Annotated in this window: 13 protein-coding genes; 12 read left to right on the top strand and 1 reads right to left on the bottom strand. The window is 66.3% G+C overall.

Features of this window, described 5'->3' with window-relative positions; all coding sequences use genetic code 11:
• Positions 1-105: 105 nt before the first annotated feature.
• On the bottom strand, positions 106-1,038 hold the full coding sequence (gene epsC / locus FW760_RS13675; RefSeq protein WP_043861603.1) for a serine O-acetyltransferase EpsC: 933 nt from the start codon (positions 1,036-1,038) through the stop codon (positions 106-108).
• 193 nt (positions 1,039-1,231) lie between these two features.
• On the opposite strand from epsC, the gene FW760_RS13670 reads away from it, so the two are divergent.
• From FW760_RS13670 to FW760_RS13615, 12 genes are all read left to right on the top strand, one after another.
• A complete protein-coding gene (locus tag FW760_RS13670) occupies positions 1,232-2,245 on the top strand; it encodes a D-cysteine desulfhydrase (RefSeq protein ID WP_116052482.1) in 1,014 nt (337 codons plus the stop codon).
• A 21-nt stretch (positions 2,246-2,266) separates the two neighbouring features.
• Positions 2,267-3,061, top strand: coding sequence for a cystine ABC transporter substrate-binding protein (tcyJ, locus tag FW760_RS13665; protein ID WP_116052481.1), 795 nt, complete (start codon positions 2,267-2,269; stop codon positions 3,059-3,061).
• Positions 3,058-3,726 carry a cystine ABC transporter permease gene (gene tcyL, locus FW760_RS13660; protein WP_088514101.1) on the top strand — a complete coding sequence of 223 codons (669 nt, stop codon included), beginning with the start codon at positions 3,058-3,060 and terminating at the stop codon, positions 3,724-3,726. Before tcyJ ends, tcyL begins: the two co-directional genes overlap by 4 nt.
• A 3-nt stretch (positions 3,727-3,729) precedes the next feature.
• Positions 3,730-4,491 carry an L-cystine ABC transporter ATP-binding protein TcyN gene (gene tcyN / locus FW760_RS13655; protein ID WP_116052480.1) on the top strand — a complete coding sequence of 254 codons (762 nt, stop codon included), beginning with the start codon at positions 3,730-3,732 and terminating at the stop codon, positions 4,489-4,491.
• 182 nt (positions 4,492-4,673) lie between these two features.
• The gene (locus FW760_RS13650; protein ID WP_043861596.1) at positions 4,674-5,399 is read left to right on the top strand and encodes a hypothetical protein; all 726 of its coding nucleotides are present in this window, start codon (positions 4,674-4,676) and stop codon (positions 5,397-5,399) included.
• A gap of 183 nt (positions 5,400-5,582) precedes the next feature.
• A complete protein-coding gene (locus FW760_RS13645; RefSeq protein WP_078481611.1) occupies positions 5,583-6,824 on the top strand; it encodes an SfnB family sulfur acquisition oxidoreductase in 1,242 nt (413 codons plus the stop codon).
• A gap of 21 nt (positions 6,825-6,845) precedes the next feature.
• A complete protein-coding gene (locus FW760_RS13640) occupies positions 6,846-8,051 on the top strand; it encodes an SfnB family sulfur acquisition oxidoreductase (protein WP_446443823.1) in 1,206 nt (401 codons plus the stop codon).
• Positions 8,051-9,433 (top strand): LLM class flavin-dependent oxidoreductase, encoded by a 1,383-nt coding sequence (locus FW760_RS13635; RefSeq protein WP_116052479.1) that lies wholly within the window; start codon positions 8,051-8,053, stop codon positions 9,431-9,433. Before FW760_RS13640 ends, FW760_RS13635 begins: the two co-directional genes overlap by 1 nt.
• On the top strand, positions 9,426-10,232 hold the full coding sequence (locus tag FW760_RS13630) for a MetQ/NlpA family ABC transporter substrate-binding protein (protein ID WP_054915901.1): 807 nt from the start codon (positions 9,426-9,428) through the stop codon (positions 10,230-10,232). Before FW760_RS13635 ends, FW760_RS13630 begins: the two co-directional genes overlap by 8 nt.
• Position 10,233: 1 nt before the next feature.
• Positions 10,234-11,355, top strand: a complete 1,122-nt coding sequence (locus FW760_RS13625) for a methionine ABC transporter ATP-binding protein (protein ID WP_043861591.1) — start codon at positions 10,234-10,236, stop codon at positions 11,353-11,355.
• Complete coding sequence (locus FW760_RS13620; protein ID WP_054915900.1) at positions 11,345-11,989, top strand: methionine ABC transporter permease; 645 nt, start codon at positions 11,345-11,347, stop codon at positions 11,987-11,989. The genes FW760_RS13625 and FW760_RS13620 overlap by 11 nt, the downstream gene beginning before the upstream one ends.
• 170 nt (positions 11,990-12,159) lie before the next feature.
• Positions 12,160-12,615 (top strand): REP-associated tyrosine transposase, encoded by a 456-nt coding sequence (locus FW760_RS13615; RefSeq protein ID WP_043861589.1) that lies wholly within the window; start codon positions 12,160-12,162, stop codon positions 12,613-12,615.
• Positions 12,616-12,650 lie beyond the last annotated feature (35 nt).

Raw genomic sequence — 12,650 nt, 5'->3', positions numbered from 1 at the left:
TTACGGTGCGACCCATCGCGGGTCAAGCCCGCTCCCACAAGAACAGCGGTGATCGTTGTGGGAGCGGGCTCGGCCCGCGATGAGGCCTTCAAAAACACTGAAGATCTACTTCTGCGTCCCATCATCATGCTGCAGATTGGCCTGGGTCAGGTTGCTGCCTGCCGCCACACTGCGGGTCAGCCACACATTGCCGCCGATGGTCGAGCCCTTGCCGATGGTGATACGCCCCAGAATAGTCGCGCCGGCGTAAATCACCACGTCGTCCTCGACGATCGGGTGGCGCGGCTGGCCCTTCTGCAACTGCCCCGACTCGTCCGCCGGGAACCGCTTGGCGCCCAGGGTCACGGCCTGGTAGATACGCACCCGCTCGCCAATGATCGCCGTCTCGCCGATCACCACACCGGTGCCATGGTCGATGAAGAAGCTCGGGCCGATCTGCGCGCCGGGGTGAATGTCGATGCCGGTGGCCGAATGCGCCAGCTCCGAACTGATGCGCGCCAGCAGCGGCAGCCCGGCGCGGTACAGGTGATGCGCCAGGCGGTGGTGGATCACTGCCAGCACGCCGGGGTAGCACAGCAGCACCTCGTCCACGCTGCGCGCCGCCGGGTCGCCGTGATAGGCCGCCAGTACATCGGTATCGAGCAACGTGCGCAGGCCCGGCAGGGCGGCGGCGAAATCCTGGATCAGGCGCAGCGCCTGGGCGTCAATCTCCAGCGACTCGGCCTTGCCCTGGCGCGCGGCGTAGCGCAGCTCAAGGCGCGCCTGGGCCAGCAATGCGGTCAGCGCCGCGTCCAGGGTGTTGCCCACATAGAAGTCTTCGCTCTCTTCGCGCAGGTCCACAGGGCCCAGGCGCATGGGGAACAGCGCGCCACACAACTGCTCGAGAATCTGGCGCATCGCCTCGCGCGAGGGCAGCTCGCGCCCGCCCTGCTCGCCACTGCTGCGGCCATTGCGGCTGCGCCATTGGTCACGGGCTGAACGCAGCTGGCTGACGAGGGTTTGCAACTGCCAATGGCCTGTTTGCGCGTTGTCGCTCACGGTTGTCTCTCCTGACGCGGCGGCGGCTTGTGGAGGGGGTGGCCGCCTTGTTGCGGATCACTTTACGGCAAATGGCCACGGCGGAAAAAATATCCCTTTATGCGCTTTGGCTATAAATCCGGCATAAGCCGGCCCAGTGGAAGAGACGCCCACGGCTGCCTATAGTCGAAGTTTCCCCAGTCAGCCCGATGCCATGATCGAACACCAGCTCGAACGCTTCAAACGCCTGCCCTTGCTCGATGCACCCACCCCGCTGCACCGGCTCGAACGCCTGTCGGCCTGGGCCGGGCGCGACATCTACATCAAGCGCGACGACCTCACCCCGCTGGCCCTGGGCGGCAACAAGCTGCGCAAGCTCGAGTACCTGGCCGCCGACGCGCTGGCCAGCGGTGCCGACACGCTGATCACCGCCGGCGCCATCCAGTCCAACCACGTGCGCCAGACCGCAGCACTGGCCGCGCAACTGGGCCTGGGCTGCGTGGCCCTGCTGGAAAACCCCATCGGCACCGATTCCCCCGCCTACCAGCACAACGGCAACCGCCTGCTGCTGGAGCTGTTCGACGCCAGGGTCGAGCTTGTGGATAACCTCGACGATGCCGATGACCAGTTGCAGGCGCTGGCCGTGCGCCTGCATGCCAGCGGACGCAAGCCCTACATCGTGCCGATTGGCGGTTCCAATGCGCGTGGCGCCCTGGGCTATGTGCGCGCCGGGCTGGAGCTGGCCGAGCAGATCACCCGCAGCGGGCAGACCTTCGCCGGGGTGGTGCTGGCCTCCGGCAGTGCGGGCACCCACAGCGGCCTGGGCCTGGCGCTGGCCCAAGCGCTGCCGCAACTGCCGCTGATCGGCGTGACCGTGTCGCGCAGCGACGAGGCCCAGCGTCCCAAGGTACAGGGCCTGGCCGAACGCACCGCCGAGCTGCTGGGCATCGACCTGCCTGACGCCTTCAAGGTCGAGCTGTGGGACGAGTACTTCGCGCCGCGCTACGGCGAACCGAATGCCGGCACCCTGGCCGCCATCCGCCTGCTGGCCAGCCACGAGGGCCTGCTGCTGGACCCGGTGTACACCGGCAAGGCCATGGCCGGGCTGCTCGATGGCATCGCGCGCCAGCGTTTCGACGAAGGCCCGCTGATTTTTCTGCATACCGGTGGGGCACCTGCATTATTCGCCTACCCTGAGGTCTGGAGCAGGCAACCAATAACGGCTTAATTGATATCAGCGGGGCCAGTCATGACGATTTCCGTATTCGGTAAACAGTTGCTGGGCACAGGGGCTGCCCTGGTACTTGGCCTGGGCCTGCTTGGCCAGGCGGTCGCCGGCGAGCAATTGCAGAAGATCAAGGACAGCGGCAGCATCAGTGTCGGCCTGGAGGGTACCTACCCGCCATTCAGCTTCGTCGACACCGACGGCAAGCTGACCGGCTTCGAGGTCGAGCTGTCCGAGGCCCTGGCCAAGGAGCTGGGGGTCAAGGCCAGGCTGCAGCCGACCAAGTGGGACGGCATCCTCGCCGCCCTTGAATCCAAGCGTCTGGACATCGTGGTCAACCAGGTGACCATCTCCGACGAGCGCAAGAAGAAATACGACTTCTCCGAGCCCTACACCGTTTCCGGCATCCAGGCCCTGGTGCTGACCAAGAACAAGGACACCCTCAAGACCGCGCAGGACCTGGCCGGCAAGAAGGTGGGCGTGGGCCTGGGCACCAACTACGAGCAATGGCTCAAGGACAACGTGCCCAAGGCCATCATCAAGACCTACGACGATGACCCGAGCAAATTCCAGGACCTGCGCGTGGGCCGCATCGACGCCATCATGATCGACCGTCTGGCGGCACTGGAATACGCCAGAAAGGCCAAGGACACCATCGCCGCCGGCGACGCCTTCTCGCGCCAGGAAGCCGGCGTGGCCCTGCGCAAGGGCGAGCCGGAACTGCTCGACGCGATCAACAAGGCCCTCGGCAAACTGCGCGCCGACGGCACGCTGAAAAAGCTTTCCGAGAAGTATTTCAGTGCTGACGTGACGCAATGATCGAAGAGAGCCTGCAACTGGCCCTGGACAGCGCGCCCTTTCTGCTCAAGGGCGCCTACTTCACGGTGTTCCTGAGCCTGGGCGGGATGTTCTTCGGCCTGTTGATCGGCTTCGGCCTGGCGCTGATGCGCCTGTCTGCGATCAAGCTGCTGAGCTGGACGGCGCGGGTCTATGTGTCGTTCTTTCGCGGCACGCCGCTGCTGGTGCAGCTGTTCATGATCTATTACGGCCTGCCGCAGCTGGGCATCGAGCTGGACCCGCTGCCCGCGGCGCTGATCGGGTTTTCCCTGAACATGGCCGCCTATGCCTGTGAAATCCTGCGCGCCGCGATCAGCTCCATCGACCGCGGCCAGTGGGAGGCCGCCGCCAGCATCGGCATGACCCGCGGCCAGGCGATGCGCCGCGCGATCCTGCCGCAGGCCGCGCGCACCGCCCTGCCGCCGCTGGGCAACAGTTTCATCTCGCTGGTCAAGGACACCGCGCTGGCCGCCACCATCCAGGTGCCGGAGCTGTTCCGCCAGGCCCAGCTGATTACCGCACGCACCTTCGAGATCTTCACCATGTACCTGGCCGCCGCCCTGATCTACTGGGTGCTGGCCAGCGCGCTGGCCCACCTGCAGAACCGTCTGGAAGCGCGGGTCAACCGCCATGACCTGGAGCCCTGAGGCATGATCGAAGTCACCCGCCTGAGCAAGCAGTTCAACGGCCTGACCGTGCTCGACGACATCAGCCTGACAGTCGAGGCCGGTGAAGTGATCGCCATCATCGGCCCCAGCGGCTCGGGCAAGACCACCTTCCTGCGCTGCCTGAACCTGCTGGAGACCCCCAGCAGCGGACGCATTCGTGTGGCCGACATCGAGATCGACGGCGACCGTCCGCTGGCCAAGCAGGCCACGTTGATTCGCCACCTGCGCCAGCAGGTCGGTTTCGTGTTCCAGAACTTCAACCTGTTCCCGCACCGCACCGCCCTGGAGAACGTCATCGAGGGGCCGCTGGTGGTCAAGAAGGCCCCCCGCGAAAAGGCCCTGGCCCTGGGCCGTGTGCTGCTGGCCAAGGTCGGCCTGGCGGGCAAGGAGGATGCCTACCCGCGGCGCCTGTCCGGTGGCCAGCAACAGCGCGTGGCCATTGCCCGGGCATTGGCCATGGAGCCGCAGGTGATCCTGTTCGACGAACCCACCTCGGCGCTGGACCCCGAGCTGGTGGGCGAGGTGCTGGCGACCATTCGCGGCCTGGCCCAGGAAAACCGCACCATGATCATCGTCACCCACGAAATGAACTTCGCCCGCGACGTGGCCAACCGGGTGATCTTTTTCGACAAGGGCGTGATCGTCGAACAGGGCGAGGCCAAGGCCCTGTTCGCCGCGCCGAAGGAAGAACGCACACGCCAGTTTCTGGGCAAGTTTCTCGGCGCGCAGGGCCACGCCCACTGACCCGGATGCACCGCCCGAGCACAGACAAATCCGAGTTTATCCACAGCCCCCATGCCGCTTCGGGTAGGACCGCTCTGAAGCGCTGCCGACTGCCCGGTCACGGCCATCGGGCACCTTGACTCACCTGCCGATCCAGCCAATAACCAAAGCCTCGTGCCACCACCCGCACAAGGAAACGGACCATGCACCGCGCAGCCAAAGGATCTGAACTGCCGCCCCCCGCCCTGCTCCATATCGCGCCCCATGGCATTGGCGTGCACACCGCCAGCCACCTGCAAGCCAGCATCCAGACCGCACCGACCCTGCAGGCCGGCGACCTGCTGGAGCTGTTCTGGGGCAACCGCTACGTGGCCGCGCATCTACTGCGCGCCGGCGAGCCCGGCACCTCGATCGCCCTCGGCGTGCCCAGGCAGATGCTCTACCCGGGGCTCAACACCCTGCACTACCGCCTGCTCCAGCCCGGCCAGCACCCGCGACGCTCCGCGCCATTGCAGGTAGCGGTCAAGCTGAACTGCCCCGGCGGCTACGTGACCACCCCGGAGAACCCGCACCTGACGCCCTTGCGCCTGCCTGGCCGGCTGCTGCGCCAAGGGCTGGATCTGAGCCGCTGCGGGCAGGGTGTACCGTTCAACATCGCGCCGTACCGGCACATGGCCGAAGGCGATGCGATCACCCTGCGCTGGGCCGACCTGCGCATCGACCTGGCGCCACTGCCCGGCGACGGTATCGGCTGCCCGATACAGGGCCTGATCCCGACCCAAGTGCTGCTGGAAGCCGGCAACGACGAGCACCTGGACGCCAGCTACTGCATTCTGGACAAGGTCGGCAACTGCTCGCAGTGGGCCCCGGCCGTGCGCCTGCGGGTGTTCGGCCAAGGGCCGCGGAGGCACTTCTATGCATATTCCTAAAGGTTAGTTTATTTAATTTTTATACACGCTTAGGGTATATAGACCGGACCACCGGACCAGCGCATTTCTGTCGCCCATATCGATCACGGCGACGTTTCCAATACGTGAGGTAGGTATGGTCAGGAACACAATCACCCCAGTGCGCAACGCCAGGGCATTGAGTGCAGCCAAGGAGCGGTACTGATGTCCAGCTTGGTACACGACGCAGTCCACAGCGATCTGGACAACGCCCCATTACTGCTGCCGGCCAAGGTCCTGCGCAATGACGCAGAGGCCCTGGAGGCCGCCCATGAACTGGCCGCCGCCGCGCGCCTGCAGGCCGCCCGCCGCGACCAGCAGCGCAAGCTGCCGTGGGCCGAGATCGAGCAGTTCACCCGCAGCGGCCTGGGCAGCATCAGCATCCCGCGCGAGCACGGCGGGCCGGACGTTTCCTTCGCCACCATCGCCGAGGTGTTCCGCATCATCAGTGCGGCCGACCCGGCCCTGGGGCAGATCCCGCAGAACCAGTTCGGCATCCTCCAGCAGGTCAAGAACACCGGCAACGAACGCCAGAAGCACCTGCTGTTCAAGTCGGTGCTCGACGGCTGGCGCATCGGCAATGCCGGCCCCGAGCGCGGCAGCAAGAACACCCTCGAACTCAAGGCCCGCGCCGTGCGCCAGGGCGATCACTTTCTGCTCACCGGGCAGAAGTTCTATTCCACCGGCGCGCTGTTCGCCCACTGGGTGGCAGTCAAGGCGCTGAACGACGACGGGCGCCAGGTCATGGCCTTCGTGCGCCGTGGCAGCCCGGGCCTGCGTATCGTCGACGACTGGTCCGGCTTCGGCCAGCGCACCACCGCCAGCGGCACGGTGCTGCTCAACGAAGTGCCGGTGGACGCGGAGCTGGTGCTCGACAACTGGCGCCAGGCCGACAGCCCCAACATCCAGGGCGCCGCCTCGCAGCTGGTGCAGGCCGCCATCGACGCCGGCATCGCCGAGGCCGCAGTGGCCGATGCGATCAGCTTCGTGCGCGAACGCGCGCGGCCGTGGATCGACGCCAAGGTCGATCGCGCCAGTGACGACCCGTATGTGATTGCCGACATCGGCCGCCTGACCCTCGAACTGCATGCCGCCCAGGCGCTGCTCGGCCGCGCCGCGCGCGTGCTCGACGAGGTCAACGCCGCGCCCATCGACGCCGCCGCTGCCGCACGTGCCTCGATTGCCGTGGCCGAAGCCAAGGTGCTGACCACCGAGATTGCCCTGCAGGCCAGCGAGAAGCTGTTCGAGCTGTCGGGCAGCCGCGCCACCCTGGCCGAGTTCAACCTCGACCGGCACTGGCGCAACGCCCGCGTGCACACCCTTCACGACCCGGTGCGCTGGAAGTACCACGCCGTGGGCGCCTACCACCTCAACGCGACCCTGCCTGCCCGGCATTCCTGGATCTGACCAGACCACTGGAGCCCTCTCATGAGCCTATTGCCGCAACCGCACGATCTCGTGGCGGTCATCTCTTCTGATGCCCAGGCGTTGGAAACTGCCGAACAGATTGCCGAACAACTGCGCCGCGACAGCATCGAGCGCGATCGCGAACGCCGCCTGCCGCACCCGGAACTGGCGCTGTTCTCGCGCTCGGGCCTGTGGGGAATCAGCGTGCCGAAAGCCTTCGGTGGCGCGGGCGTGTCCAACGTCACCCTGGCCAAGGTCATCGCCCGTATCGCCCAGGCCGACGCCTCGCTGGGGCAGATCCCGCAGAACCATTTCTACGCCCTTGAAGTGCTGCGCGTGAACGGCAGCCCGCAGCAGCAGGCACGCCTGTACGCCGAGGTGCTGGCCGGCAGGCGCTTCGGCAACGCCCTGGCCGAACTGGGCACCAAGACCGCCCACGACCGCACCACCGCCCTCACCCGTGACGGTGACGGCTACCGCATCAACGGCCGCAAGTTCTACGCCACTGGCGCGCTGTACGCGCAGCGCATCCCCACCTCGGTGATCGACGAACAGGGCGTACAACAGCTGGCCTTCGTGCCCGCCGACAGCGCCGGGCTCGACGTGATCGACGACTGGAGCGGCTTCGGCCAGCGCACCACCGGCAGTGGCTCGGTGGTGTTCGACAACGTGCGTGTCGAGGCCGACGATGTGGTGCCGTTCCAGAGCGCCTTCGAGCGCCCGACCCCGGTCGGCCCGCTGGCGCAGATTCTGCACGCCGCCATCGACACCGGCATCGCCCGCGCCGCCTATGAAGATGCCCTGCATTTTGTGCGCACGCGCACCCGGCCATGGATCGACTCGGGCATCGACAAGGCAGTCGACGACCCGTTGACGCTCAAGTCCTTCGGTCACCTGGCGATCCGCCTGCATGCCACCGAAGCCTTGCTCGAACGCGCCAGCGAATACCTCGACCGAGCCCAGGCCGAGACCAATGCCGACACCGTCGCGGCGGCCTCCATCGCCGTGGCCGAGGCACGCGCCATCAGTACCGAGATCTCCCTGGCCGCCGGCAGCACGCTGTTCGAACTGGCCGGCAGCCAGGCCACCCTGGCCGAACACGGCCTGGACCGCCACTGGCGCAACGCCCGCGTGCACACCCTGCACGACCCGGTGCGCTGGAAGTACCACGCCATCGGCAACTTCTACCTCAACGATGAAAACCCACCGTTGCGGGGCACCATCTGATGGCGAAAAAGAAGATCCTGCTCAACGCGTTCAACATGAACTGCGTGGGGCATATCAACCACGGCCTGTGGACGCACCCGCGCGACACCTCGACCCGGTACAAGACCCTCGAGTACTGGACCGACCTGGCGCGGTTGCTCGAGCGCGGGCTGTTCGACGGCCTGTTCATCGCCGACATCGTCGGGGTGTACGACGTGTACCAGCAGTCGGTCGATGTGCCCCTCAAGGAGTCCATCCAGCTGCCGGTCAACGACCCGCTGCTGCTGGTTCCGGCGATGGCCGCGGTCACCCGCCACCTGGGTTTCGGCCTCACCGCCAACCTCACCTACGAGCCGCCGTACCTGTTCGCCCGCAGGCTCTCGACCCTCGACCACCTGAGCAATGGTCGGGTGGGCTGGAACATCGTCACCGGCTACCTCGACAGCGCGGCCAAGGCCATGGGCCTGGACGCGCAGCCCGAGCATGACCGGCGCTACGACCAGGCCGACGAGTACCTGCAGGTGCTGTACAAGCTGCTCGAAGGCAGCTGGGAAAACGACGCCGTGCGCAATGACCGCGAACAGCGCGTGTACGCCGACCCGGCCAAGGTGCACAAGGTGCAGCACCACGGCGAGTTCTACCGGGTGGAGGGTTATCACCTGTGCGAACCGTCGCCACAGCGCACCCCGGTGCTGTTCCAGGCCGGCGCCTCCGAGCGTGGCCTGGCGTTTGCCGGGCAGCATGCCGAATGCGTGTTCATCAGTGGCCAGAACAAGGCCGCGACCCGCGCCCAAGTCGACAAGGTGCGCGCCGCGGCCACGGCGGCCGGGCGTGATGGCGACGCGGTGAAGGTGTTCATGGGCCTCACCGTGATCGTGGCCCGCACCGAGGAGCAGGCCCGCGCCAAGCACGCCGAGTACCTGCGCCATGCCAGCCCCGAGGCCGGCGTGGCGCACTTTGCCAGCTCCACCGGCATCGACTTTGCCGAATACGACCTGGACGAGCCGATCCAGTACGTCAAGAGCAACGCCATCCAGTCCGCCACCAAGCACCTGCAGAACAACGACTGGACCCGGCGCAAGCTGCTCGACCAGCACGCCCTGGGCGGGCGCTACATCACCCTGGTCGGCTCGCCGACCCAGGTTGCCGACGAACTGGAGCGCTGGATCGAGGAGACCGGCCTGGACGGCTTCAACCTGGCCCGCACCGTCACCCCGGAAAGCTATGAGGACTTCATCGATCTGGTGATCCCCGAGCTGCAACGTCGCGGTTCGTACAAAACCGCCTACACCGACGGCAGCCTGCGCGAAAAACTCTTCGCCGCCGGCCCGCACCTGCCCGCCGACCACACCGGCGCGGGCTATCGCACCCTCAACCCGACTGGAGCGCAACCGCATGCTTAAGACATTTCTGGCCCGCCCTGTCGCGGCCCTGGCCCTGGCCCTCGGCCTGATCGGTGGCGCCCATGCCAACGATGCACCGCTCAAGGTCGGCACCACCGCAGCCTTCGCCCCGGCCCTGGAAGCGGCCGTGGACGAGGCCAAGAAGCAGGGCCTCAAGGTGGAACTGGTGGAGTTCAGCGACTGGATCGCGCCCAACGTCAGCCTCGCCGCCGGCGACCTCGACGTGAACTACTTCCAGCACATCCCGTTCCTGGAAAACGCCAACGCCGCGGCGGGCTCGACGCTGGTGCCGTATGCACCGGGCATCATCAACAACGTCGGGCTGTACTCGAAAAAGTACAAAAGCTTCGACGAGCTGCCCCAGGGCGCCACCGCCGCCATCGCCAACGACCCGATCAACGGCGGACGCGGCCTGCAACTGCTGGCCAAGGCCGGCCTGATCACGCTCAAGCCGGGGGTGGGCTACAAGGCCACCGAGGACGACATCGTCGCCAACCCGAAAAAGCTCAGAATCCTGCAGGTCGAGGCCGTGCAACTGGTGCGTGCCTATGACGACGCCGACCTGGTGCAGGGCTACCCGCACTACATCCGCCTGGCCAACACCTTCGATGCAGGTTCGGCACTGATGTTCGACGGCGTGGAGCACAAGGAATACGTGATCCAGTTCGTGATCCGCCCGCAGAGCAAGGACGACCCGCGCCTGGCCAGGTTCGTGGATATCTACCAGCACTCGCCGGTGGTGCGCGCAGCCCTCGACAAAGCCTACGGCAAGCTCTACCAGCCGGGCTGGGAGAGCTGAGATGAGTGCTGCCACCGCCCGCCAGACGGCGCACCCCAGCCCACCTGCGCAGCCCGCGCCACGGCACGCGCTGCACCCTGAGTTGAGCAGCGCGCAAGTGCGCCTGATCGGCGTCAACAAGACCTACCCCGGGCAGGCCACGGCGGCGCTGGCGGACATCGACCTGAACATCCAGCGCGGCGAGATCTTCGGCATCATCGGCCGCAGCGGCGCGGGCAAATCGTCGCTGATCCGCACCCTCAACCGCCTGGAGCAACCCAGCAGCGGCCGGGTGCTGATCGACCAGGTCGATATCGGCGAGCACAACGAGGACCACCTGGTGGCGTTGCGCCGACGCATCGGCATGATCTTCCAGCACTTCAACCTGATGTCGGCCAAGACCGTGTGGCAGAACGTCGAACTGCCGCTGAAGGTGGCCGGCGTGCCCAAGGCCCAGCGCCAGCGCAAGGTGGCCGAACTGCTGGAGCTGGTGGGCCTGCAGGACAAGCACGGGGTGTACCCGGCGCAGTTGTCGGGCGGGCAGAAGCAGCGCGTGGGGATTGCCCGCGCGCTGGTGCACGACCCGCAGATACTGCTGTGCGACGAGGCCACTTCGGCGCTGGACCCGGAGACCACCGGCTCGATTCTGGCGCTGCTGCGCGACATCAACCAGCGCCTGGGCCTGACCATCATCCTGATTACCCACGAGATGGCGGTGATCCGCGATATCTGCCATCGCGTGGTGGTGCTCGAGCGCGGGCGCATCGTCGAGCAGGGGGCGGTGTGGCAGGTGTTCGGCGACCCGCAGCACGCGGTCAGCAAGACCTTGCTGGCCCCGCTGCAGCCAGCCTTGCCGCAGCACCTGCAGGCCCGCCTGCTGCCCGAGGCGCCGAATGCGCAGGCCGCGCTGGTACTGCGCCTGCGCGTCAGCGGGCGCGACCGCGAGGCGCCGGAACTGTCGACGCTGTTCGCGTTGCTGGGCGGCCAGGTGAGCCTGCTGCAGGGCGGTATCGAACCAATCCAGGAACGTGCGCTGGGGCAGTTGGTGGTGTCGGTGGCCAACTCGGCGCACGGGCATGCGCAGGTGATCGAACGGGCACGCCAGTGGGCGGCGCAGGTGGAGGTGCTGGGCTATGTGGTTTGATCGTTTGTTGCAGGGGGTACTCGACACCTTGCTGATGGTGGGCGTGTCGTCGCTGATCGCGTTGCTGGCGGGCATTCCGCTGGCGGTGATCCTGGTGACCAGCGGCAAGGGCGGCATCTACGAGGCGCCGCTGGTGAACCGCGTGCTGGGGGCGTTCGTCAACCTGTTCCGCTCGATACCGTTTCTGATCCTGATGGTGGCGTTGATCCCGTTCACGCGGCTGATCGTGGGCACCACGTATGGCGTGTGGGCGGCGGTGGTGCCGCTGACGATTGCGGCCACGCCGTTTTTTGCGCGCATTGCCGAGGTGAGCCTGCGCGAGGTGGATCATGGGCTGATCGAGGCGGCGCAGGCGATGGGGTGCCGGCGCTGGCACATCGTCTGGCATGTGCTGTTACCCGAGGCGCTGCCGGGCATCGTGGGCGGCTTCACCATCACCCTGGTGACCATGATCAATTCGTCGGCGATGGCCGGTGCGATTGGTGCCGGAGGGTTGGGGGACATCGCGTACCGGTACGGGTACCAGCGCTTTGACAGCCAGATCATGCTGACGGTGATCGTGATGCTGGTAGTGCTGGTGGCGTTGATCCAGCTGGGCGGGGACCGGTTGGCGCGGGGGTTGAACAAAAGATAGACCGCAGCGTCCGTATCGCGGGTCAAGCCCGCTCCCACAGGTCCGCTGAAGTCCTTGTGGGAACGGGCTTGACCCGCGATTGGCCAGCCCGGACACATCCGGAGTCAATGACACCCTTCATGCAGGTGCACACCTGACTACCTTGAGATTTCAACCTCAAGGAGATCGACATGGACTGTCCAAGCTCTCGTTTCCTGCGCCGCGGCCGTTTCTCGGAACCTGGCCGACTTTACCTGCTTACCAGCATCATCGAACACCGCAAACCTCTTCTTCAGGACTTCCACATCGCGCGCCTGGTGGTAGCCCAGTTCATGCAGGCGCAGCGAGAAGGCAGTGCACACTCGCTGGCCTGGGTCGTCATGCCTGACCACGTTCACTGGTTGATCGAGTTGCAGAACCTGACCCTGGCGACACTCATGCGACGTTTCAAGTCACGCACGGGTTGTGCCGTACTCAAGGCTTGCAGGCATCAGGGGCGCATCTGGCAGCCCGGGTTTCATGATCGTGCGTTAAGACGGGAAGACGATGTGCGCGCAGTCGCCCGCTACATCGTTGCCAATCCTTTGCGGGCGGGGCTGGTAAAGCGGCTCGGCGACTATCCGCATTGGGACGCCGTATGGCTCTAGAACCGGTAACGGCCATCGCGGGTCAAGCCCGCTCC

The sequence above is a fragment of the Pseudomonas sp. 1176_21 genome, from assembly GCF_052850635.1.
The sequence above is the reverse complement of the archived record's forward strand: the minus strand, read 5'-3'. Positions and strand labels throughout refer to the sequence as shown.